The sequence below is a fragment of the Amycolatopsis heterodermiae genome (genome assembly GCF_034929455.1).
Lineage (GTDB): Bacteria > Actinomycetota > Actinomycetes > Mycobacteriales > Pseudonocardiaceae > Amycolatopsis > Amycolatopsis heterodermiae.
Genome location: NZ_JAYFSI010000001.1, coordinates 1,750,053 through 1,772,147, shown reverse-complemented (window position 1 = coordinate 1,772,147; position 22,095 = coordinate 1,750,053). Strand labels below are relative to the sequence as shown.

At 70.9% G+C, this 22,095-nt stretch carries 28 protein-coding genes; 19 read left to right on the top strand and 9 right to left on the bottom strand.

Annotated elements, in window-relative coordinates:
- Positions 1 to 21: 21 nt before the first annotated feature.
- A complete protein-coding gene (locus VA596_RS08735; protein ID WP_323324854.1) occupies positions 22 to 207 on the bottom strand; it encodes a CsbD family protein in 186 nt (61 codons plus the stop codon).
- Between the two features lie 158 nt (positions 208 to 365).
- On the opposite strand from VA596_RS08735, the gene VA596_RS08730 reads away from it, so the two are divergent.
- From VA596_RS08730 to VA596_RS08680, 11 genes are all read left to right on the top strand, one after another.
- Entirely contained in the window at positions 366 to 932 is a 567-nt protein-coding gene (locus VA596_RS08730; protein ID WP_323324852.1) for an RNA polymerase sigma factor, read from the top strand.
- Entirely contained in the window at positions 923 to 1,480 is a 558-nt protein-coding gene (locus VA596_RS08725; protein ID WP_323324850.1) for an anti-sigma factor, read from the top strand. Before VA596_RS08730 ends, VA596_RS08725 begins: the two co-directional genes overlap by 10 nt.
- On the top strand, positions 1,477 to 1,839 hold the full coding sequence (locus VA596_RS08720; protein ID WP_323324848.1) for an Asp23/Gls24 family envelope stress response protein: 363 nt from the start codon (positions 1,477 to 1,479) through the stop codon (positions 1,837 to 1,839). Before VA596_RS08725 ends, VA596_RS08720 begins: the two co-directional genes overlap by 4 nt.
- Positions 1,836 to 2,132, top strand: a complete 297-nt coding sequence (locus VA596_RS08715; RefSeq protein WP_323324846.1) for a hypothetical protein — start codon at positions 1,836 to 1,838, stop codon at positions 2,130 to 2,132. Before VA596_RS08720 ends, VA596_RS08715 begins: the two co-directional genes overlap by 4 nt.
- Before the next feature lie 114 nt (positions 2,133 to 2,246).
- A complete protein-coding gene (locus VA596_RS08710) occupies positions 2,247 to 2,696 on the top strand; it encodes an Asp23/Gls24 family envelope stress response protein (protein WP_323324844.1) in 450 nt (149 codons plus the stop codon).
- Positions 2,697 to 2,698: 2 nt separating this feature from the next.
- Positions 2,699 to 2,881 (top strand): hypothetical protein, encoded by a 183-nt coding sequence (locus VA596_RS08705; protein ID WP_323324842.1) that lies wholly within the window; start codon positions 2,699 to 2,701, stop codon positions 2,879 to 2,881.
- A gap of 3 nt (positions 2,882 to 2,884) precedes the next feature.
- Positions 2,885 to 3,241, top strand: a complete 357-nt coding sequence (locus VA596_RS08700) for an Asp23/Gls24 family envelope stress response protein (RefSeq protein WP_323324840.1) — start codon at positions 2,885 to 2,887, stop codon at positions 3,239 to 3,241.
- Positions 3,238 to 3,759 (top strand): DUF6286 domain-containing protein, encoded by a 522-nt coding sequence (locus VA596_RS08695; protein WP_323324838.1) that lies wholly within the window; start codon positions 3,238 to 3,240, stop codon positions 3,757 to 3,759. Before VA596_RS08700 ends, VA596_RS08695 begins: the two co-directional genes overlap by 4 nt.
- On the top strand, positions 3,756 to 4,313 hold the full coding sequence (amaP, locus tag VA596_RS08690; protein WP_323324836.1) for an alkaline shock response membrane anchor protein AmaP: 558 nt from the start codon (positions 3,756 to 3,758) through the stop codon (positions 4,311 to 4,313). The genes VA596_RS08695 and amaP overlap by 4 nt, the downstream gene beginning before the upstream one ends.
- A gap of 370 nt (positions 4,314 to 4,683) precedes the next feature.
- Positions 4,684 to 5,076: a DUF2784 domain-containing protein gene (locus VA596_RS08685; protein WP_323324834.1), complete on the top strand. Its 393-nt coding sequence runs from the start codon at positions 4,684 to 4,686 to the stop codon at positions 5,074 to 5,076.
- A gap of 15 nt (positions 5,077 to 5,091) precedes the next feature.
- On the top strand, positions 5,092 to 5,748 hold the full coding sequence (locus VA596_RS08680; protein WP_323324832.1) for a TrmH family RNA methyltransferase: 657 nt from the start codon (positions 5,092 to 5,094) through the stop codon (positions 5,746 to 5,748).
- Here VA596_RS08680 and VA596_RS08675 read toward each other — a convergent pair whose 3' ends face one another.
- Positions 5,749 to 7,887, bottom strand: coding sequence for a molybdopterin-dependent oxidoreductase (locus tag VA596_RS08675; RefSeq protein ID WP_323324830.1), 2,139 nt, complete (start codon positions 7,885 to 7,887; stop codon positions 5,749 to 5,751).
- A 72-nt stretch (positions 7,888 to 7,959) separates the two neighbouring features.
- On the opposite strand from VA596_RS08675, the gene VA596_RS08670 reads away from it, so the two are divergent.
- The gene (locus VA596_RS08670) at positions 7,960 to 8,982 is read left to right on the top strand and encodes a glycoside hydrolase family 76 protein (RefSeq protein WP_323324828.1); all 1,023 of its coding nucleotides are present in this window, start codon (positions 7,960 to 7,962) and stop codon (positions 8,980 to 8,982) included.
- On the opposite strand, the gene VA596_RS08665 is transcribed toward VA596_RS08670, so the two are convergent.
- From VA596_RS08665 to VA596_RS08655, 3 genes are all read right to left on the bottom strand, one after another.
- A complete protein-coding gene (locus tag VA596_RS08665) occupies positions 8,947 to 9,468 on the bottom strand; it encodes a GNAT family N-acetyltransferase (RefSeq protein WP_323324826.1) in 522 nt (173 codons plus the stop codon). The two genes, VA596_RS08670 and VA596_RS08665, sit on opposite strands and share 36 nt — an antisense overlap.
- Positions 9,462 to 10,328 carry a LacI family DNA-binding transcriptional regulator gene (locus VA596_RS08660; protein ID WP_323324824.1) on the bottom strand — a complete coding sequence of 289 codons (867 nt, stop codon included), beginning with the start codon at positions 10,326 to 10,328 and terminating at the stop codon, positions 9,462 to 9,464. Before VA596_RS08660 ends, VA596_RS08665 begins: the two co-directional genes overlap by 7 nt.
- A gap of 72 nt (positions 10,329 to 10,400) precedes the next feature.
- A complete protein-coding gene (locus VA596_RS08655; protein WP_323324822.1) occupies positions 10,401 to 11,438 on the bottom strand; it encodes a LacI family DNA-binding transcriptional regulator in 1,038 nt (345 codons plus the stop codon).
- A gap of 118 nt (positions 11,439 to 11,556) precedes the next feature.
- Here VA596_RS08655 and VA596_RS08650 point away from each other — a divergent pair, with 118 nt between their 5' ends.
- The 7 genes from VA596_RS08650 (at position 11,557) to VA596_RS08620 (ending at position 17,181) form a co-directional block, all read left to right on the top strand.
- Entirely contained in the window at positions 11,557 to 12,573 is a 1,017-nt protein-coding gene (locus VA596_RS08650; RefSeq protein WP_323324820.1) for a substrate-binding domain-containing protein, read from the top strand.
- The gene (locus VA596_RS08645; RefSeq protein WP_323324818.1) at positions 12,570 to 13,571 is read left to right on the top strand and encodes an ABC transporter permease; all 1,002 of its coding nucleotides are present in this window, start codon (positions 12,570 to 12,572) and stop codon (positions 13,569 to 13,571) included. Before VA596_RS08650 ends, VA596_RS08645 begins: the two co-directional genes overlap by 4 nt.
- Positions 13,568 to 14,377, top strand: coding sequence for an ATP-binding cassette domain-containing protein (locus tag VA596_RS08640; protein WP_323324816.1), 810 nt, complete (start codon positions 13,568 to 13,570; stop codon positions 14,375 to 14,377). Before VA596_RS08645 ends, VA596_RS08640 begins: the two co-directional genes overlap by 4 nt.
- Before the next feature lie 5 nt (positions 14,378 to 14,382).
- Positions 14,383 to 15,219, top strand: coding sequence for a PfkB family carbohydrate kinase (locus VA596_RS08635; RefSeq protein WP_323325731.1), 837 nt, complete (start codon positions 14,383 to 14,385; stop codon positions 15,217 to 15,219).
- Positions 15,216 to 15,851 carry a nucleoside/nucleotide kinase family protein gene (locus VA596_RS08630; protein WP_323324814.1) on the top strand — a complete coding sequence of 212 codons (636 nt, stop codon included), beginning with the start codon at positions 15,216 to 15,218 and terminating at the stop codon, positions 15,849 to 15,851. The genes VA596_RS08635 and VA596_RS08630 overlap by 4 nt, the downstream gene beginning before the upstream one ends.
- Positions 15,848 to 16,591 (top strand): SDR family oxidoreductase, encoded by a 744-nt coding sequence (locus VA596_RS08625; protein ID WP_323324812.1) that lies wholly within the window; start codon positions 15,848 to 15,850, stop codon positions 16,589 to 16,591. Before VA596_RS08630 ends, VA596_RS08625 begins: the two co-directional genes overlap by 4 nt.
- Positions 16,592 to 16,767: 176 nt before the next feature.
- Positions 16,768 to 17,181, top strand: coding sequence for a VOC family protein (locus tag VA596_RS08620; protein WP_323324810.1), 414 nt, complete (start codon positions 16,768 to 16,770; stop codon positions 17,179 to 17,181).
- 1 nt (position 17,182) lies between these two features.
- On the opposite strand, the gene VA596_RS08615 is transcribed toward VA596_RS08620, so the two are convergent.
- The 4 genes from VA596_RS08615 to VA596_RS08600 form a co-directional block, all read right to left on the bottom strand.
- On the bottom strand, positions 17,183 to 17,851 hold the full coding sequence (locus tag VA596_RS08615) for a DedA family protein (RefSeq protein ID WP_323324808.1): 669 nt from the start codon (positions 17,849 to 17,851) through the stop codon (positions 17,183 to 17,185).
- A 130-nt stretch (positions 17,852 to 17,981) separates the two neighbouring features.
- Positions 17,982 to 18,803 carry a YceI family protein gene (locus VA596_RS08610; RefSeq protein WP_323324806.1) on the bottom strand — a complete coding sequence of 274 codons (822 nt, stop codon included), beginning with the start codon at positions 18,801 to 18,803 and terminating at the stop codon, positions 17,982 to 17,984.
- Positions 18,800 to 21,379 carry an MFS transporter gene (locus VA596_RS08605; RefSeq protein WP_323324804.1) on the bottom strand — a complete coding sequence of 860 codons (2,580 nt, stop codon included), beginning with the start codon at positions 21,377 to 21,379 and terminating at the stop codon, positions 18,800 to 18,802. Before VA596_RS08605 ends, VA596_RS08610 begins: the two co-directional genes overlap by 4 nt.
- On the bottom strand, positions 21,376 to 21,909 hold the full coding sequence (locus VA596_RS08600; RefSeq protein ID WP_323324802.1) for a MarR family winged helix-turn-helix transcriptional regulator: 534 nt from the start codon (positions 21,907 to 21,909) through the stop codon (positions 21,376 to 21,378). The genes VA596_RS08605 and VA596_RS08600 overlap by 4 nt, the downstream gene beginning before the upstream one ends.
- Positions 21,910 to 22,095 lie beyond the last annotated feature (186 nt).

Sequence of the window (22,095 nt, the reverse complement as noted above, 5' to 3'; positions counted from 1 at the left end):
GGCCCCGCGCCGGGCCCCGGCTCACTTCTTGAAGAGGTCCTTCGCGGCGTCCTTCACGTGCTCGACCGCGTCCTTCAGGCCGGCCTTCGCCTGGTCGCCCTGGCCCTCGGCCTTCAGCTGCTCGTCACCGGTGACGTTCCCGGTGGCCTCCTTGGCCTTCCCGCCCAGGTCTTCGGCCTTGTTGCCGATCTTGTCGCCCAGCGACATGGGGCACCTCCCGCACTGCGGCGCCCCGGTCGGGCGCCTCGTACCGGAAGGACCACCGCCGCGCCCGATCGTCACGGATTCGCCCCGGTGACCACTGTCACCCACAATCAGTGCGTGACGTTCTCCGTGCTCCGGTGTCCTCTACCCGAGGAGGTGCCGTGACGACGACCAGCGCGGATCCCGGCACGCCGCTCGACGACGCGACCCTGGTGGGCCGCGCGCGGGACGGCGACGTCCGGGCGTACGAACAGCTCGTGCTGCGCTACCAGGGCCCGATGTTCCGGCTCGCGGCGAAGATGCTCGCGAACCGCGGTGACGCCGAGGACGTCGTGCAGGAGGTGTTCCTCAACGCCTGGCGCAAGCTCGACCAGCTGGGTGAGGACGCCGCGTTCGTCGGCTGGCTCTACCGGGCCACGACGAACCGCTGCCTGAACGCCATCCGGGCGCGCCGGCCGCAGGCCGACGTCGACCTCGACACGGCGGAGTCGCCGCGCGGGGACCTCCAGCCGGAGCGGGCCGCCCAGGTGAGCGGTCAGCTCGCGGCGTTGAACACGGCCTTGGCGCAGCTCACCCCGGAACAACGGGCGTGCTGGCTGCTGCGTGAGGTGCACGGCCGGTCCTACGAGGAGATCGGCGAAATCGTCGGCGTGAACGGCACCGCGGTGCGGGGCCGGATCGCGCGGGCCAGGGCACAGCTGGCGGAGGTGATGAAGCCATGGCGATGACGGACTACGAACTGCCCTGCGAACGCGATGTCGAGCAGGTGTGGGAGCGGCTCGACGCGGTCGGCGCCGGGCTGGCCGACGAGCACGAGCTGACCTGCCCGCACTGCCGGGCGGCGCGCGAAAGCCTGCTCGCGTTGCGCGAGGCGACGTCCGAGATGGTGGCGGAGGAGGACGCGCCGCCGCCGGACCTGTTCGGCCGGATCATGTCGGCGGTCCGGGCGGAGGTGCGGCGCGGCTCGATGGTGCCGCTGCCGTCCCCGGAACCCGGGCTCGTCGAGATCAGCGAGCAGGCGGTGGCGGCGGTGCTGCGGTACGCGGCGGACACCGTCGAGGGCATCCGGGCCCGGCGCTGCCGGATCCGGAACGACGGCGCGGGTGTCGTCGAAGTCGAGCTCACCCTCGCGGTGAGTTTGCGGAACGCTACGGGCGGTGAAGCGTTGTCCCTGGTGCGGGAGCGGGTGACCGCGGCGGCCGCGGCCCGCGTGGGCCTGCGGCTGGCGAAGCTCGACCTGCTGGTGGACGACATCTATGGGGAGCCAGGGGAATGAGCGTCGAGTACGTCATCGCCGACCCGGTGATCGCCAGCGTGGCGGCCCGGGCGGCGGTCACCGCGCCGGGCGTGGTGCGGCTGGAGCCGGGGTTGCGCGGCCTGGTGACGGCGTGGACCCGCGCGGCGCGCCAGCGCTGGAAGGGCCTCGACCCGGCCCCGGCCGACGGCGTCCGCGTCCGCACGGTGGACGGCCGGCTGAGCGTCCAGGTGGACCTGGTCGCGTCGGGCGCCGACCAGGCGGCGACGGTGGGACGCTCGGTGCAGCGCGCGGTCAGCCGGTACGTGGCTTCGCAGACCGGTTTGGTCGTCGACGAGGTGTCGGTGTCCATCATGGACATCGAGACGGCGGCCCGGTGATCGCGAACGAAGCCGTCGAGAAGATCGTCGGCGCGATCAAGGGCGTGGCCGGCCTCCGCCCGGCGACCCCGGTCTCCCCGGAGACGACGTGGCTCCCGGTGGACTGGGAGGGCATGGCCGTCGACCTGACGCCGGAAGTCGTGCAGATCCGGCTGATCGCTTCACGGCTGCCGATCCCGCCGTTGCTGGATCTGGCGGTGGCGGCGGTCCGCCCGGTGCTGACCGGAACCGAGTGGGAGAAGGCCCGGCTGCGGCTGGTGGTCACGGACCTCGACGGCGCGGCCTTCGCCTGATCGGCGCGAGACCCACGTCACACGATCGGGGCAGTGACGATCTCCCATCCCGGGTGTCCTTACCTACGAACCAGGCAGAAAGCCTTGTTCCCCAGGACATCCGAGGAGGACCCCATGACCGCGACCGCCGAGAAGACCGTGGTGACCACCGCGAACGACGCCACCGGCGCGCTCGTCTCCAAGCAGGGCACCACCACCATCGCCGACACCGTCGTGCAGAAGATCGCCGGGCTCGCCGCCCGTGAGGTCAACGGGGTGTACGACCTCGGTGGCGGCGCCGCGCGGGCACTGAGCGCCCTGCGCGACCGCATCCCCGGTGCGTCCGCCAGCGTCGGCCAGGGCGTTTCCGTCGAGGTCGGCGAGAAGCAGGCGGCCGTCGATCTCCAGATCCTCGTCGAGTACGGCGTGGCCATCGCGGATCTCGCGCGGGCCGTGCGCCGCAACGTGATCACCGCGATCGAGCGGATGACCGGGCTGGAGGTCGTCGAGGTGAACATCAACGTCAACGACGTCCACATCCCGGGTGACGACGGCGAGCCCGCCACCAGCGACCGGGTGCTCTGATCGTGAACGGCACCCTGATCGGCCTGCTTTTCGGACTGGCACTGGGTTTCGCGGCCGCGTTCGGCGGGTTCGGCGCGTTCGTCGCCGTGCTCGTGCTCGGCGGGCTCGGTCTCCTGGTCGGCCGGTGGGCCGACGGCAAGCTCGACCTGGCCGCCCTCGTCGGGGCCGCCCGGGATCGGAGGTAGGCCGTGTCCACGCTCACCGCGCGGCACCGTCGTGACGACGTCGAGACGGTCGAAGAGGAAGACGAGCGCGGCGAGACGACCGTCGAGCCGCGCGCGGTCGGGCGCATCGCCGCCCGCGCCGCGCGTGAGGTCGACGGGGTCGCCGCCGACGTCACCGCGAAGGCCACTGTGGACGGAGATGTGACCACTTTGGACATTCGGCTGCCCGTCGCCTACCCGGCGCCGATCCACGGCACCGCCGACCGGGTCCGGGCCCACCTGCTCGGGCGCACCACCGAACTGACCGGCCTGCGCACGCAGCGCGTCGACATCACGATCGCGCTGCCGCCGGCCGAGCCGCCGAAGCGGCGGGTCCGATGAGGCGGCCGCGGCGGAGCGTGCCCGCGGTGCTCACCGCGCTCGTGGTGCTGGCCGCCTGCGCGTTCGTCGTGACGGCGCTCGTGCAGCGGCTGCTCGGCGAGCCGCCGGTGCTGTCCTACGACGCGGTCGCCGCGCGCGTGCACGACACCTCCTGGAACGAACTGCCCGTGCTCGTCGGGGGCGGGGCCGCGATTCTGGTGGGGTTCGTGCTGCTGGCGACGGCCGTGCTCCGCGGCCGTCCGGTGGTGCTGCCGCTGGCGCCGGAGCCGGGGTTCGACACCGGCACCACGCGCCACGGCCTGCGGACGTCGCTGCGCTCGACCGCCGCGCACGTCGACGGCGTCTCCTCGGCCGCGCTGAAGCTGCGCCGCCGCACCGTGCGGGTGAAGGTCAAGACCGGCCGGACGCGCACGGACGGGCTCGCGGACGCCGTCAGCTCCGCGCTCGAAACCCGGCTCGACCAGGTCGGCCTGGCACGGCCGCCGCGGGTCCGCGTCCGCGTGCGAGGTGTGCGATGAACCGGCCCGCCGCGCTCAACCGGACCCTGCTCGCCCTGATCGGGCTGGTGCTGCTCGCCGCCGGCGGGTTCGCGCTGGCCACCCACTTCGGCCGGCTGCACGTCCTCGACCCGGCGTCTTCGCTGGTCCCGGGCTCGACCGCCCCGCCGACCTGGGTGTTCTACGTCGTGATCGCGGTCGCCGTCCTGCTCGGGCTGCTCTGCCTGCGGTGGCTGGCCGCCCAGGCGTTCCGGCGCCCGAAGACCGTCGCTTGGCGGGCCGAAGAGGTCGACGGCGCGACGGAACTGGATTCGGCGACGGCCGCCGCCCCGGTCGCGGCCGACGTCGAGGGTTACGACGGCGTCCGGTCGGCGTCGGCCTGGCTCTCCGGGCCGCGTGACCGGCCGGAACTGTTCCTGATCGTGACGACCGACGCCGAGGCCGACGCCGGGGCGATCCGCGCCCGGATCGCCGAGCACGCCCTCCCGCGGCTGCGCCAGGCCCTGGAGGTCGACGAGCTGCCGGTGCGTCTCGAAGTTCGGCTGACGGCGAAATCGGGCGCTCGCGCTCGGTGAAGTGGTGGTTGCCGGGGTTACCGTCGACGGATGACTATGGGGTCCGGGGCAGAGCCCCGGCGGGGGTGCGGGGGCACGCCCCCGCTCGATACGGCGCCGTCTACGCCCGGTGAGCCGCCGCACCGCCCGAACGATCCGAACCGGAAGAAACCGGACGGAGCGCCGGATCAGTACCCACACGAGGAACCGACGAAGTATCCGGCGAAACGCCCACCCGAATTTCCACCCGGTGTGACGCCTCCATCACCGCCCAGGTGAAGAAGTTGCTCCGGTGGGTTGAACATCACACGCCTGGGCATTCTTCGAGGAGGCTGATTCCGATCAGCGGAGTAAAGTCGCTGGTGGGGGCATCGGGGTAAGGGGGTGGACGGTGGCGAAGTTCCTGGCCGACGTGACCGTTGCGGTGCACATTCTCGCCTTGTTGCTCATCGGGTTCGGCGGATTCCTCGCGTGGCGCTGGCCCAAGCTGATCTTCGTCCACATGTTCGCCGCGGCGTGGGGCATCCTCGTGAACGTCGCGCCGGTGCCGTGCCCGTTCACCGCGCTGGAGAACTTCTTCCGCCACCAGCAGGGCCTCGGCGACCTGCCCGGCGGGTTCAACGCGTACTACCTCTACGACACGGTGTTCCCGCGCTCGTGGCTGCCGGCGATCGGAATCGTCGCGATCATCGTCGTCGCGTACTCCTACGTCGGCGTGTACTACCGCTGGCGCCACCGCGACCACCACGAGGACGCCCGCGCGCACGCCGTCCACCTGGGTTAGGCGACAATCGACGCCGTGAGCACACCCCACGACGTCGGGCCCACCGAGTGGGTGAGCCGCGAAGAGGTCGGCGTCGGCCCCTGGCCGGGTGACTGGCCCTCGGACGACCGGTACGACCCGGACCTGCTGCGCGACGGCGACCGCCGCAACGTCGTCGACAAGTACCGCTACTGGCGCCGCGAGGCGATCGTGTCCGATGTGGACGCCCGACGGCACCCGTTCCACGTCGCCATCGAGAACTTCCAGCACGACCACAACATCGGCACGGTGGTGCGCACGGCCAACGCCTTCGCCGCCGCCGAGGTCCACATCGTCGGCCGCCGCCGCTGGAACCGCCGCGGCGCGATGGTGACCGACCGCTACCAGCACCTGCGCCACCACGACGACGTCAGCGGCTTGGTCTCCTTCGCCGCCGAGCAGGGGCTCGCCGTCGTCGCCGTCGACAACACGCCGGGGTCCGAGCCGGTCGAGACGGCCGACATCCCGCGCGAGTGCGTGCTGCTGTTCGGCCAGGAGGGGCCGGGGTTGTCCCCGGTCGCCCAGGAGGCGGCGTCCCTGGTCGTGTCGATCGCCCAGTTCGGGACGACCCGCTCGATCAACGCGGGTGTCGCGGCGGGCATCGTGATGCACGCCTGGGTCCGGCAGCACGCGGACCTCTCCCAAGCCTGGTGACTACGCGGGCGCGACCTCGACCGGGATGCCGTTCAGCACCGAGGTCCCGGACGGCACGTCCAGCAGGGTCTCGTCGGCGACCAGGTTCGAGTTGACGCCCGGGTTCGCGCTCGCCACCCGGGTGCGCGAACCGGCGGCGTCGTGGCCCCAGCCGTGGGGAATGCTGATCACGCCTTCGCGGACCTCGTCGGTCACCTCCACCGGGACCTCGAGCTTCCCGGCGCGGGACGTCACCGAGGCGAGGCCGCCGTCCTTCAGGCCGAGCCGCGTCGCGTCGGCCGGGTGAACCTGGACCGTGCAGCGGTTCCCGCCGCGAACCAGCGGCGCGAGGTTGTGCATCCACGAGTTGTTCGAGCTCAGGTGCCGCCGGCCGATCAGCACGAGGCCGTCCTCGAGGGGCTTGGCCAGCTCGTCACGCAGCCTCGGCACGTCCGCGACGATCGTCGGCGGCGCCAGCTCGATCCGGCCGGACGCGGTGCACAGCACCTCCGGGATCCGCGGCTTCAGCGCGCCGAAGTCGATGCCGTGCGGCGCCGCTTCGAGGTCGGCCAGCGTGACGTCGTACGGGCCGCTGCGCAGCATCAGGTCGACCAGCCGGGCGGGGCCGGTGCGATCGTGCGTGACCTCGAGCTTGGCGCGGCGCGCGACGTCGGCCGCGACGAAGTCGTCGAGCGCGGCGACGTCCGCCTCGGGGCCCTGGCCGGTGACGATGCCGGTGAGCCGCAGCATGGTCTCCCACTCCTGCGGGAGTTCCGACGGCAGCGTCGGCGGTGTCCAGTTGGCGATGTTGCGCACCGAAAGCTGGTAGAAGGCCAGGTCGAAGTGTGGACGTTCGAGCGGTGACGGCCCGGGCAGGATGACGTCGGCCTGGCGTGACGTCTCGTTGAGGTAGACGTCCACGGAGATCATGAAGTCGAGGCCCTTGATGGCTTCGGCCAGCCGGCCCGCGTTCGGCGTGCTCAGGCACGGGTTGCCGCTGACGGTGATCAGCGCGCGGACCTGGCCGTCGCCCGGCGTCTCGATCTCGTCCGCCAGCGTCGCGACCGGCAGCTCGCCGACGACCTCCGGGTACCCGCGCACGCGGCTGTGCCAGCGGCCGACCTTGAACGGCTTGCGGTTGCCGGTCGGCGTGCACGCGGCCAGCGGGAACATCGCGCCGCCGGGCTCGTCGAGGTTGCCGGTGAGCACGTTGAGGACGTCGACCAGCCAGCTCGCGATCGTGCCGAACGTCTGGGTGGTGGTGCCGATCCGGCCGTAGACCACGGCGTTCTCCGCGTCCGCCAGCTCCAGGGCCATCCGGCGGATCTCGGCGGCCTCGATGCCCGTGCGCGGCGCGACGGCCTCCGGGGTGAACGGCCGGGACAGCACGCGGACGTCGTCGAGGCCGTTGAGGTGCTCGGCCAGGCGGCCGGGGGCGACGCGGTTCTCCGCGACCAGGACGTTGACCAGCGCGAACAGCAGCAGGGCGTCGGTGCCGGGTCGGATGGCGTGGTGCTCGTCGGCGTACTGCGCGGTCCGGGTGCGGCGCGGGTCGACGACGACGATCTTGCCGCCGCGCTCGCGGATCCCGCGCAGCCGCCCGCGCATGTCCGGCGCGGTCATCAGGCTGCCGTTGGACACCAGCGGGTTCGCGCCGAGGATGAGCAGGTGCCGCGTGCGGTCGACGTCGGGCACGGGGATGGCCAGCGGGTCGCCGAACATCGTGCCGGAGGAGTAGTGCTTCGGCATCTGGTCGACCGACGTCGCGCTGTAGAAGTTCTTGGTGCCCAACGCTTTGTAGAGCACGCGGCTGTAGAGCGTCAGCGCGATGTTGTGCACGCCGGGGTTGCCCGCGTACACGGCGACGGCGTCGCGGCCGTACTTCTCCGCGATCGGCGGGAGCCGCAGCTCGATCTCGTCGTAGGCCTCCTGCCAGCTGACCTCGACGAACTCGCCGTCGCGCTTGAGCAGCGGCGCGGTCAGCCGATCGGGGTCGTGGTGCAGCGCGCCGAGCGACGCGCCCTTCGGGCAGATGTACCCCTTCGAGAAGACGTCCTGCTGGTCGCCGGTGACGCGCGTGACCTGCTGGTTCTCGTCCAGCGTCACCTCGAGGCCGCAGGTCGCTTCACACAGCGGGCAGGTGACGTGTGCCGTGGTCATGAGTACCTCGCAGGCCGTCGGGGTCCTTCAACATACCGAGCGGTATGTCGGTGGGCAAGGCAGGATTGCGACATGGACGTCGCAGCAGCCGAACGCGCGGTGACCTCGCGGCACCTGCGCCGGGTGTGGGGGCTGCCCGGCACGGTCCTCGGCCGCAGCGGCTGGCCGGCGTCGCCGGGGCAGCGGCTGCACTGGCACTGGAACTACTGGTGGCAGGCCCACCTGCTCGACACGCTCATCGACGCGCAGCTGCGCGCGCCTTCCTCTGACCGGTTGACGCTGATCCGTTCGTTCGTCAGGTCGGTGCGGCTGCGCAATTTCGGCCGCTGGACGAACGACTTCTACGACGACATCGCGTGGCTCGGCCTTGCGCTGCAACGGGTTCAGTCGCTGGGCATCGACGTCGGCCCGGCCTTGGCGGCGATCGACACGCAACTCCTGTCGGGCTGGACGGACGCGGCGGGCGGCGGCATCTGGTGGCGCGTCGGCGACGAGTTCAAGAACGCCCCGGCCAACGGCCCGGCGGCGATCTTCCACGCCCGCTCCGGCAATGTGGCTCGCGCCCGCGAGATGACTTCGTGGATGACGTCCACTTTGGTCGATCCCGCGTCCGGCCTGGTCTGGGACGGCATCCGGACGGACACGGGCGAGCTGGTGAAGCACATTTACACCTACTGCCAAGGGGTTTACCTAGGCGCGTGCCTGGAACTGTCCTTAGTGGACGAAGCGGCCCGGACGATCCGAGCGGTGGCCGAGCACTGCGCCCCGGGAGGCATCATCCGCGGCCAAAGCGGCGGCGACGGCGGCCTGTTCGCAGCAATCCTGGCGCGCTACCTGGCTCTGGCGGCGCGTTCCCTCCCCGGCCCCGAGGCGGCCGTGGCCCGATCCCTGGTCTTGACGTCGGCGTCGGCGGCCTGGTCGGGCGCGGCGGAGGGCCCGGTGTTCAGCGCGTTCTGGGACCGCCCGGCGCCGTCACCACCACTACCCCCCGACGCACCGGAGCGCGACATGTCGGTCCAGGTGGGCGGCTGGATGCTCCTGGAGGCAGCGGCAACGCTGTCACCAGACATCGCCGGCCCGCCAGTCGGCGGTTAGCTCGCCGTCCAGGTCCAGTGGCGCCCGGCCCGGGAACACGTAGACGGCGCCGTCGTCGTCCTCGGTGCGCTGGATTCCCGACGGGGTAAGGGCGGACGTCGGCCCGCGCCACTGCTGCCAGCCGCGTCCCTCGTACAGCGGCCTGCCGGCCGTGGACGCGCTCAGCGCACCCACCTCGTAACCACCCAGCAGCGCTTCCACCTCGGCCATCAACGCACTGGCGATCCCCCGCCGCCGATGCCCGGCATGAACGGCGACGCCCTCGACGTACCCCGTGTTCAGCACGCGGTCGCCGTGCAGCAGACGCCGCTGCACGAGCGAGGAGTGACCGACCAGGTCGTCGGCCTCGAAGACCAGCGCGTGCATCCCGCCCAGCGTGTTCTCCCAGCCCGCGAGGTCGAAGTCCTTGAACGCACCCTCGAGCAGGGTCCGCGCCGCGGACAACTCACCGGCGGACAGCTGGGCCGTGTGCGCCAGCTTCAGCATCCGCAGGACGCGCCGTGCAGGAAGCGGGGAGTCAGCAGCACCGACTCTGGTGGCCGGTCCGGGTCGGCCATTCGGGAGAGCAGCAGCTGGACCGCTCGGCGGCCGATATCGGCGATCGGCTGGACCAGTGTGGTCACCGCCGGGCTCACGCGGCGGGCCCAGTCCATGTCGCCGTAGCCGACGACCGCCAGTTCCGAGCCGATGCGGATGCCTCGGCGGTGGGCCTCGTACTGGACGCCCACCAGCATCGACTCGTCCGCGACCACCAGGGCCGTCGGGGAGGGCCAGCCGTCCAGGAGCTTGGCCGTTGCTCGGGCCGCTCCGCCCGACGTCGACAGGCCCGACTCCACCAGTTCGCGGTCCCAGCGCAGGCCCGACTGCTCCAAGCCCAGGCGGTAGCCCCGGACGCGCTCGCGGCTGACGTCCAGGCCCTCGTCGCCCGAGATCAGGCCGATCTTGCGGTGGCGGCGCTCCGTCAGGTGCTTCACCAGCCCGCACAGGGCGTGGACGTTCTCCGTGCCCACCTGGTCGACGTCGTTGCGGGCCGCGAGCCGGTCCATCAGCACCGTCGGCACGCCCATCCGGACCAGGCCGTTGATCACCGCGTCGTCACCCGGTGAGGGGACCAGCAGCACGCCGTCCACGAGGTCCGCCCGCAGCGCGCGGACGACGGCGGCCTCTTCGCTGACGCTGTCGCCGGTGTCGGCCAGCGTGACGTCGCAGCCCGCCTGGGCGGCGGCCGCCCTGATGGAACGCAGCAGCTCACCCGAATACGGGTGCGCGTGCGTACCCATCGCGACGCCGATCCGGTAGGTGACCGGGGGGTCCCACAACCGGAGCTCCGGCGAAAGTGCCGTCATAAAGCCCTCGCAGACGCTCAGGGCCGAAAGGTAGCCGCTGAACGACCCCGTCGAGGCGTCAACACCCCAGAATCACTGATGTGAGTGAACCGCCGGGCAGCCGCACGACTCTCGGTGACGCAGCGTGGGCGGCAGGCGCACGGTTTCGGCCTTGCGCGCCGGGTCGTTGATGCGCGCCAGCAGCAGCCGCACCGCCTGCCGGCCGATCTCCTCGATCGGCTGCGCCATCGTCGTCAGCGGCGGGTCGACCAGGTCGGCCCACTCGACGTCGTCGTAGACCACGACCGGCAGATCCTGCCCGATGCGAAGGCCGCGCCGCCGCGCTTCGTGCAGCACGCCGACCATCATGCTGTCGTTCCCGACGACCAGCGCCGTCGGCGGTTCGGGCAGCGCGAGCAGCTGGCTGACCGCCAGCGCGCCACCCTCGTGGGACGAGTTTCCGCAGGCCACGAGGTCGGCCGACCACGTCAGGCCGGACCGGCCCAGCCCGAGCCGGTAGCCGAGCACGCGCTCCTCGCTGGTCGAAAGGCCGGGCGCGCCGCTGATCATCCCGATCCGCCGGTGCCCGAGCGTCGCCAGGTGCGCGGTCAGCGCCGACGTCGCCTGGATGTTCTCCGTGCCCACCTGGTCGACGTCGCCGCGGGTGGTCAGCCGGTCGATCAGCACCGTCGGCACGTCCAGCGAGACGAGCTCGCCGATCACCGAGCCGTCGCCCGGGGCCGGGGTGATCAGCAGGCCGTCGACCCGGCGGGAGCGCAACGTCCGAACGGTGTCACGCTCCGTGTTCACCGTGTCGTGGGTGTCCGCGAGCAGCACGGTGTAGCCGTGGGTCGACGCCTCCCGTTCGATCGCCTGCATCAGCGTCGCGAAGTACGGGTTGGCGACGAGGGAGATCGCCATCCCGATCGACCGGGTGCCGCCGGTGACCAGCGAGCGCGCGATGGCGTCGCCGGTGTAGCCGGTCGTTTCGATCGCCCGCAGGACGGCCGCCTTGGTGTCCTCGGCGACCGCGCGGGTCCCGTTCACGACGTGCGAAACGGTGGTGATCGAAACACCGGCGAGCTCGGCGATGTCCCGCTGGGTCGGCCGCGATGATCTCGGCTGGGGCATGCCAATCCTTTCCGGCAAGCGTTTGCGCAAACGCTTGCGTCCACGCAGCAGTCTGTCTACCTTCCCGACCATCGGCAAGCTTCGAACCGTCCGTGTCTCCTGAAAAGGGTGGGAACCCATGAGACAACGAAGTCTCACCGCACTCGTGCTGGCCGCGGTACTGGCCACGACGACCGGGTGCACCGTCGAACGTCACTGGGGTGGCAACACCAACACCGGTGGCAGTGGAAAGGCGAAGGTCGGCCTGGTCACCAAGACCGACACGAACCCGTACTTCGTGGCCCTGCGGGATTCCGCCAGAGCCACCGCACAGGCCAACGGCGCCGATTTCAGCGCCCTCGCCGGGCAGTTCGACGGCGACAACGACGGCCAGGTCCGCGCCATCGAGAACCTCGTGCAGCAGGGCGCGAACACCATCCTCATCACGCCCAGCTCGTCCACCGGGGTGCTGAAGGCGATCAAGGACGCCCGCGACGCCGGGATCCTGGTCATCGCCCTCGACACCGCGACCGAACCGCCGGACGCCGTCGACGCCACCTTCGCCACCGACAACTTCGCGGCCGGCCAGCAGCAGGGCGCGTACGTCAAGGCGGCGCTGGGCGGCACCCCGCCCAAGCTGCTGATGGTCGACGGCACCGCAGGCAGCTCGGTCGACACCCAGCGCCACGGCGGGTTCCTCAAGGGCATCGGGCTGACCGACGGCTCGCCCGAGATCAAGGGGCACACCGCGGCCAACGGCGACCAGAGCCTCGCCCAGCAGGGCATGGAGAACCTGCTGCAGCGCACCACCGACATCAACGCCGTCTACTCGATGAACGAGCCGATGGGCCGCGGCGCCAACGCGGCGCTGAAGGCCCGCGGGCTCACCGGCCGGATCGTGATGGGCTCGATCGACGGCGGCTGCGAAGGCGTCCAGAACGTCAAGGACGGCCTCTACGCCGCGACCGTCATGCAGTTCCCCAAGAAGATGGCCGAACAGGGTGTGCTCGCCGCCGTCGAGTACGCGAAGACCGGCAAGAAGCCGACCGGCTTCGTCAACACCGGGTCCGCCGTGATCACCGACAAGCCCATGCCCGGCGTCGAAAGCCACGACACCGCCTGGGGCCTGCAGAACTGCTGGGGAGGCGCGAAATGACGACGGCAACCGTCGCCAGTCCGTCCACAAAGGAACGTGAGTCGCTCGGCGAGTTCCTCCTCCGCGCCCCCGCGGTCGGCCCGGCGCTCGCCCTGATCGTCGCCGTCGTGGTGTTCTCGCTGGCCACGGACACCTTCTTCGACCTCGACAACCTCTCCACCGTCGTCCAGCAGTCGCTGGTCGTCGGGACGCTCGCGCTCGGCCAGACGCTCGTCATCCTCATCGCGGGCATCGACCTGTCCAACGCGTCGTCGATGGTCGTCGCGACGCTGATCATGGCGAAGCTCGCCGCGGCCGGGACCAACGGCTTCGTCGCGCTGCTGGCCGGCGTCGTCCTGACGGTCATCGTCGGCATCTTCATCGGCTCGCTCGCCACGCGGATCAAGCTGCCGGCGTTCATCATCACGCTCGGCACGTTCACCATGCTCACCGCGGTGTCCAAGCTGATCGCCGGCGGCCAGGCCGTGCCGGTGACCGACGGGCTGCTGCAGTGGCTCGGCACCAAGCGCTACCTCTTCGGCGGCATCCCGATCACCTACGGCATGACGCTGGCGCTGCTGATGTACCTCGGCATCTGGTACGCGCTGACGAAGACCGCGTGGGGCAAGCACGTCTACGCGGTCGGCAACGCGCCGGAGTCCGCGCGGCTGTCCGGGATCAAGGTCAACCGCACGGTCCTGTCGGTGTACATCGTGGCGGGCCTCGCCTTCGGCCTCGCCGCGTGGCAGGCGCTCGGCCGGACGCCGAACGCCGACCCGAACCAGTTCCAGCTCGGCAACCTCGACTCGATCACCGCCGTCGTGCTCGGCGGGACGAGCCTGTTCGGGGGCCGCGGCTCGGTGCTGGGCACGCTGATGGGCGCGCTGGTCGTGGCGGTGCTGCGGTCCGGGCTGACGCAGATGAACGTCGACGGCAACTACCAGGACCTCGCCACCGGGGCCCTGCTCATCGCCGCCGTCGTGGTGGACCGGATCGCGAGGAGGCAGCAGCAGTCATGACCGAACCGATCCTGCAGGCCCGTGGCCTGGTGAAACGCTACGGCCGGGTGACCGCCATCGACGGCGCCGACTTCGACCTGCTCCCCGGCGAGGTGCTCGCCGTCGTCGGCGACAACGGCGCCGGGAAGTCGTCACTCATCAAAACCCTGTCCGGGGCCGTGATCCCGGACGAGGGCGAGATCAAAGTGGACGGTGAGACCGTCCACTTCAAGTCCCCTTTGGACGCTCGCCAGTACGGGATCGAGACGGTGTACCAGGATCTCGCCGTCGCGCCCGCGCTGGACATCGCGTCGAACATGTTCCTCGGCCGGGAGAAGCGCATCGGCGGCGCGTTCGGGCTGTTCCGCAAGCTCGACACCGCCACCATGCGGAGTGAGGCACAGCGGATCCTCGACGAGCTGGGCATCAACATCAAGTCGATCACCCAGCTCGTGGAGACGCTCTCCGGTGGTCAGCGCCAGGGTGTCGCCGTCGCCCGCGCGGCGGCGTTCGGCACCAAGGCCGTGATCATGGACGAGCCCACCGCGGCGCTCGGCGTCGCCGAGTCCGGCAAGGTGCTCGACCTGATCGGCCGGATCCGCGACCGCGGCCTGCCGGTGGTGCTGATCAGCCACAACATGCCGCACGTGTTCGACATCGCCGACCGCATCCACGTGCACCGCCTCGGCAAGCGCGTCGCGGTCGTCTCGCCGAAGACGCACTCGATGAACCAGGTCGTCGGCCTGCTCACGGGCGCGCTGCGGCTGAACGAGAACGGCGAGATCGAAGAGGCGGCTGCCGCGACGCACGTGGCCGGGCTCAGCTAGTGCGGGTGCTGCTGGCGGGGTTGTGCACCGTGGACGTCGTCCAGCGCGTCGCCGAGCTCCCGGCCCCGGGCGAGAAGGTGCAGTCACTGCGGGTGGACGTCGCGGCCGGGGGGCCCGCGACGAACGCCGCGGTGACGGCCGCCGCGCTCGGGGCCGAGGCGACGCTGCTGACCGTCCTCGGCGCCCACCCGCTGGCGGCGCTCGCCCGCGCCGACCTGGAAACCCACGGCGTCCGCGTCGTCGACCTGGACCCGTCCCGCGCCGATCCACCCCCGGTCAGCGCGGTCGCCGTCCGCGACCGCGACGGCGAACGCACCGTCGTCTCCCGCAACGCCGGAGGGCGGCACTTTCACGTGAAAGTGCCGCTTTTGACAGCTGACGTCGTTTTGCTCGATGGGCACTATCCGGATCTTGCGCTGGACGTCGCGCGGCAGGCAAAAGCCGCGGGGGTGCCGGTTGTGTTGGACGCCGGGAGCTGGAAGCCGGTGCTCGACGAGCTGCTGCCGCTGGTCGACGTCGCCGCCTGCTCCGCTCACTTCCGGGCGCCCGAACCCGGCCTCCACCAGCGGGGCGTGCCGATGGTCATCACCACCGCCGGCCCTGGTCCGGTGCGGTGGTCGACCGCGGACGGGCGTTCCGGAGAGGTGCCCGTGCCGTCCGTCGAAGCGCGGGACACACTAGGTGCGGGAGACGTCTGGCACGGCGCGCTCGCCGTCGCCGTGGCGCGAAAACTCACGGTGACGGACCGGGTTCGCTTCGCCAACGAGGTGGCCGCCGAACGGGTGCGGCATGTGGGACCGCGGTCGTGGACGACCGCGATCGCAGGAAGGAACAGGACATGACGGCGTTCGACGATCTGCTGGCCAGGGCCGAGGGGCTGACCGTGCGCGGGCAGCGCAACGTGCTCGGCATCATCGGCGCGCCCGCCTCCGGGAAGACCACCCTCGCGTGGGCACTGGCGAACGCGCTGGGCTCGCGCGCCGCGGTGGTCGGGATGGACGGCTTCCACCTCGCGCAGGTCGAGCTGCGCCGGCTCGGCCGCGCCGAGCGCAAGGGCGCGCCGGACACCTTCGACGCGGCCGGGTACTACCACCTGATCCGCCGGCTCGCCGAAGGCCGCGAGACGGTCTACGCGCCGGAGTTCCGCCGGGAGATCGAAGAGCCGATCGCGGGTGCTGTCGCGGTCGCACCGGAGGTCCAGCTCGTCATCACGGAGGGCAACTACCTCCTGCTGCCGGACGACCCGTGGAGCGGGATCCGGCCGCTGCTCACCGAGGCGTGGTTCCTCGCGCCGGACGAGCCCGAGCGCATCGAACGGCTCGTGTCGCGCCACCGCCGGTACGGCCGTTCGCTCGTCGAGGCGCGGCAGCGCGCCCTCGGGTCGGACCAGCGCAACGCCGACCTGATCACGCAGACGCGCGACCGCGCGGACCTCGTGCTGGAGAACCTCCCGCTGGTCAACTTCGCGCTGTGAGCGTCCTGATCGTCACGGGCGGCAGCCGGGGGATCGGCGCCGCCATCTGTGAGTTGGCTGCTTCGCGGGGCTACGACGTCGTGGTCAACTTCTCGGGTGATCCCGCGCCGGCCGAGGAGGTCGCCGCTCGCGTGGAAGCCCTCGGCCGGCAGTCGCTCGCGGTCCGCGCGGACGTCTCGGACGAGGACGACGTGCGCGCGCTGTTCAACGCCGCCGCGACGCTGGGCCCGGTCGAGGCGCTGGTCAACAACGCCGCCATCACCGGAAACACCCCCGGGCGGCTCGACGAGTACGAGGTCGGCGTCGTCCGGCGGACGCTCGACGTGAACGTCACCGGCGTCTTCCTCTGCTGCCGCGAGGCGGTCCGCCGGATGTCGACCCGCTACGGCGGCGGGGGCGGCGCGATCGTCAACATCTCCTCGACGGCCGCGCGCACCGGCTCGGCCGGGGAGTGGGTGCACTACGCCGCGTCGAAGGCCGCCGTCGACACCCTGACCCACGGGCTCGCCCAGGAGGTCGCGGACGAGGGCGTGCGGGTCAACGCCGTCGCGCCCGGGATGATCCACACCGGGCTGCACGAGGCCGCCGGGATGCCGGACCGGCTCGAGAAGTACGCGCGGCAGATCCCGATGCGCCGCGCCGGGCAGCCGGGCGAGATCGCCGAGGCCGTGCTGTGGCTGCTGTCGCCGGCGGCGTCGTTCACCACCGGAGCGGTGCTGGACGTCGGTGGCGGTCGGTGATCGTTCGAGCACTGTCCGATAACCTGAAATGACTTTCAGTCACCGGCGTCCGAGTACTGGGACGCCCGGAGACGGCGAGATCACGATTGTCCCGGGAACTTGGTCACCGTTGTTTTGCCAAGCGAACGCTGTGCAACTCTGGGGAGCCGCCACGCGAAAGGACGGCTTCCCAAGCCATGGCAAAACTCATGTCCGTGCACCACTTGGCGCTGACCGTGACCGACGTGGACCGCAGCGTGCCGTGGTACGCCCGGGTCCTGGACCTCGAGGAGGTCACCCGGCGCGAAGAGCCGGAGACGGGCCTGCGCAAGGTCGTGCTGCGGTCCGCCGGGGACGCGTTCTCGGTCGTGCTGGTGCAGCACGCGGACACCGGAAGGCGCGGTTTCGACGAGCGAAGAACCGGTCTGGACCACGTCGCCTTCAAGGTCGGCTCGGTGACCGAGCTGACCGAGTGGGAGGAACGGCTGGCCGAGTTCGGCGTCTCCTACCTGCCGGCCGCGCCGTCGCGCACCTTCGAAGGATCCCGGGTCGTCGTGTTCCGCGACCCCGACGGCATCCAGCTCGAGATCTGGGCCGACCCCGAACTGTGAGTCAGGCGCGGGCGTCGTCCTTCTCTTCGACCGGGCGGCGCATCTCCTGGCGGTAGCGCAGCACGCCGTACGCGGTGCCGAACACGAAGAACGCGACGCTGGCCCACAGCGCGGCCGTCTTAAGCCACGGCAGGACGTCCAGCAGGCCGGCGCCGTAGTAGCCGAGCAGCACGAGCGTCGGCACCCAGAGCAGCCCGCCGAGCGTGGTCGCCAGCAGGAACCGGCGCGGGTCCATCCGCGCGGCCCCGGCGATGAGCGGCGCGAGGGTGCGGATCCACGGGATCCAGCGCGCGGCGACGATCGCGAAGAATCCCCGGCGGTCGAGGAACGCCTGCGCGCGCTCGAGGTGCTGCCGGTTCAGGACCTTCCCGTCCCGGCGTGCGATCAGCTTGGAGCCACCGGTGCGCCCGATGTAGTAGCCGATCTGGTTGCCGAGCACGGCGACGATCAGCGCGGCGCCCGAGAGCAGCCACGCGTTCAGGTCCGAGCCGTGCTGGGCCAGCACCACACCGGCGCCGAACAGCAGCGAGTCACCGGGCAGGAACAGCCCGATGATCAGCGCGCATTCGACGAGCACGAAGCTCAGCACGATCACCCAGACGAGCAGGGGCCCGGCGGTGTCCAGCCAGCTCACGCCGACGCCCGCGGCCTCGATGCTCACGACGTTCACACGATGAGCCTACGTGGCCGAGGTGAACGGCCCACGGCCAACGGCCGAATCGGGCCCTTTCGGAAATTCACCTCGCACGAACGGTGAAGGCCCCCTCACCAGCGGTGAGGGGGCCTTCAGTGAGGGTTTCTCAGAACTGCGGCAGCGACTCGCCCTGGACCGCTTCGACGTCCAGTTCGATCTTCACCGTCGTGCCGACCGCCGCGACGCCGGCCCGGACCATCGCGCTGTAGTTGATCGCGAAGTCGTTCCGGTGCAGCGTCGTCTCGGCGTGGAACGCCACGCGGACGCCGCCCCACGGGTCCGGGCCCCAGCCGCCGTAGGTCAGCTCGAGCTCGATCTCGCGGCGCTCGCCGTGCAGCGTGAGGTCGCCGACCAGCGTCCACGAGTCGACGCCGCGCTGGCGCATCCCCGTGCTCGCGAACGTGATCACCGGGTGCACGTCGACGTCCAGGAAGTCCGGCGACCGCAGGTGGTCGTCGCGCATCCGGATGTTCGTGTCGATGCTCGCCGCCTTGATCTCGGCGTGCACCGACGACCGCTCGGCCGGGCGGCCGATGTCGATCCGGCCCGACACGTCCGGGAACCGCGCCTTGATGCTCGCGATGCCCAGGTGGCGGGCGGTGGCGACGACCGACGAGTGCATCGGGTCGATCGTCCACGGCCCGGCGGGCGGCAGGTCGATCGCCTCGGCGACCGGGGCCAGCACGACGTCGCCGAGCGAGCCGGAGCCGTCCGAGGCGACCTGCGCCATCCGGGCGACCGGGGTGTACCCGGCCGCCGTGACGACCGCGGTGTAGGTCCCCGGCGCGAGCGCGTCGGTGACCACGTCGCCGCGGACGTCGGCCGCCTGGCGGGCGACCTGCCGCCCGGCCGGGTCGGTCACGGTGAGCACGGCGTGCTCGACCGCCCAGCCTTCGGCGGTGCGCAGGGTGGCGCGCAGTCCGGTCATGACCGGTCGACCAGCTCGTCGAAGGCCTGGTCGTAGCTCAGCCGGACGTCGTGGTCCGCTTCGCCGCCGGTCAGCTCCACCTGGCTGGTCGCCGGCGGGTAGCCGCTCGCGACCACGGTGTACGCGCCCGCGGGCAGGTCGCTGACCAGGTACCGGCCTTCACCGTCGGTCCGGGCCACGGCGGCCACGTTGCCTTCGGGGTCGAGCACGGTGATCCGCGCGTCCGGCACGATCCGGTCGCCCTCGGTCCGCGCGGTGCCGCTCAGCAGCACCGAGCTCGCGAGCTCGACGTCGTGGCGCAGCACGCCGCTGTCCGGCACGGTCAGCGTCACCGCGACGGGCCGGTAGCCCGGGCCGCTGGCGACCAGGGTGTAGGCCCCGGCGCCGACCCCGACGAAGGCGTAGGTGCCGTCCGTGGTCGTGATGAACGCGCCGTTGACCTCGCCGCGGCTGTCGGTCAGCGTGACCGTCACGTTCGGCAGCGGCGAACCGGTCGCCGCGGCCTTCACGGTGCCGGTCAGCTCGCCGGACCCGGTGAGCGTGACGTCGACCGTCGCCGGCCCGTTGCTGATCACGACGCTGGAGGCCTGCGGCTGGTGGCCGTGGGCCGACACGATCAGGACGTACGCGCCCGGGCCCTGGCTGGGCACCGAGTAGCTGCCGTCGGCGGCACCGGTGGCCCGCGCGACCTGGCGGCCGCGCTGGTCGATCAGCGTGAGCGCGGCACCCGAGACGTGGCTGCCGTCCTGGCGGCGCACGTGCCCGACCACCGGCACCCCACCCGAGCTGACGGGCGTGTCGAGCTCGGCGTCGGACACCGAGTTCGTGATCGGCAGCGCGCCCGACACGGCCTGGTAGTCACCGTGCCCGTTGCTCAGTGCGTGCTTCCCGCCGCCCACGAGCGCCGGCTCCCGGTCGAGCGGGCGGACCGGCTCGACGATCTCGGTGGGCTCGTCGGCGAAGTCCTCGGCGTCGAGCAGTGCTTCGCCGCCTTCGACGGCCGCCGCGGCGGGGTTCATCCCGGCGAGCGGGATCTCCTTCATGAACAGCAGCACGATCGTGGCCAGCAGGGCCACCGCGCCCGCGACGTAGAACACCGTGGTGATCGACTCGGTGAAGCCGATCAGGACCGGGGTCTTGATCGCCTCGGGCAGGTTCTGGATGCCGCTGGTGTTCTCCGACAGGTTGCCGATCCCGGCACCCGCGCCGGCCGGCAGCTTGCCGCCGAACGCCTTGGTGATGTTCGGGCCGAGCGTGTTGAACAGGATCGTCAGGAAGATCGCGACACCGGCGGTACCACCGATCTGGCGGAAGAACGTCGCCGACGCGGTCGAGGCGCCCATGTCGCTGCGCGGGCCGGCGTTCTGCACCGCGATGACCAGCGTCTGCATGCACTGGCCGAGCCCGAGGCCGATGATGGCCGCGGCGACCAGCGGGTGCCACAGCGCCGAGTTGTACTCGACCTGCGCGAAGAAGAACGCGCCGACGGCGATCAGCAGGGTGCCGAGGATCGGGAAGATCTTGTAGTGCCCGGTCTTCGACGTGATCCGGCCGGAGACGATCGAGCTGGTCATGATGCCCGCCATCAGCGGCAGCATCAGCAACCCGGACTCGGTCGGCGTGTAGCCCTGCACGACCTGCATGAACTGCGGGATCATCGTGATCGCGCCGAACATCGCCACACCGACGATGACACCGCCGATGATCGCGACGGTGAACGTCGAGTTCTTGAACAGCCGCAGCGGGATCAGCGCGGCGTCCTTCATCAGCTTTTCGATCAGGATGAACGCGATGACGCCGACGCCGCCCACGACGTAGCAGAGGATCGCCTTGCCGTCGCCCCAGCCCCACTTCTGGCCCTGCTCCGCGACGATCAGGAACGGCACGACCGCGACGATCAGCGAGAGTGCGCCCCACCAGTCGATCTTCTGGTCGTGGCGCTCGTGCGGCACGTTCAGGACCTTGGCGACGACGAACAGCGCGATGACGCCGATCGGGACGTTGATCAGGAAGACCCAGCGCCAGCCGGAGATGCCGCCCAGGGTGTCGAAGCCGGCGAAGAAGCCGCCCAGCACCGGGCCGAGCACGGTCGAGAGCCCGAACACGGCGAGGATGTAACCCTGGTACCGCGGGCGTTCCCGTGGCGGGACGACGTCACCGATGATCGTCATGGCCAGCGACATCAGGCCGCCGGCGCCGAGGCCCTGGACCGCGCGGAACGCGGCGAGCTCGTACATGGACTGCGAGAACGTCGAAGCCAGCGAACCGGCGACGAAGATCGTGATCGCGGCGAGGTAGAACGGCTTGCGCCCGTAGATGTCGGAGAGCTTGCCGTAGATCGGCGTGACGATCGTCGAGGTGATCAGGTACGCCGTGGTGGCCCACGCCTGCAGGTCGAAGCCGTGCAGGTCGTTGGCGATCTTGACGATCGACGTGCCGACGATCGTCTGGTCCAGCGCGGCGAGGAACATGCCGCACATCAGGCCGCTCAGGATCGTGACGATCTGGCGGTGGCTCAGCTGCGGCAACGCTTTCGGCTGTGGTAGCTGAGCGGGTTTGTCGACGGTGGTACTCATGCAGTGGCCCCCTTGGCCGGTGCAGCGGTCGGCGCCTGCGCGTCGGCCAGCTGTGGAGAGTGTTTCTCGATACCTGTGTTGAGCCGTCCGAAGAGCCGGTTGAGGTTCTGGCGGTCCTCTTCCGACCAGTCCTCGAGCACTTCGGCCAGCCACTGATTGCGTTGCTTGCGGTTCTCTTCGAACACCCGCAGGCCCTCGGCCGTCGGCGCGAGCAGGCAGGCCCGCCCGTCCTCGGGGTCGGCCTGGCGTTCGACCAGGCCGTGCTGGACGAGCGAGCTCGACTGCCTGCTGATCGTCGAGATCTCGGCGTGCAGCGAGTCGGCGAGCCGGCTGGTGCGCTGCGGGCCCTCGTGGATGAGGGTGAAGAGGATCGCGTAGGCCGCCCGCTCGATCCCGTCCGGCCCCTGCTTGGAGACCTGGGACTTCGCCTTGTTGATCAACCGGATGAAGCGCACGAGCTCATGGCCGAGCGAGTCGGCCAGATCCAGTTCGGCCCGCGGGCGGGCTGCTGCTGAGCTGTTGGGTGCCATGGTTGGTCCTCACGCGGCTTTGGTTGGCGGCTGCAACTAGTTGCCTCAGGCAAGGATGTGCCTTCACGGACGGTTCTGCAAGCGAGGAACACGACGATGTGTCTCAACACACTTTAGTTGCCGTATGCAAGCAGATTTACCTGCCCCAGTTTGTCTCTTCTGCCGGGTTCGGGCCCACTGAGCTGC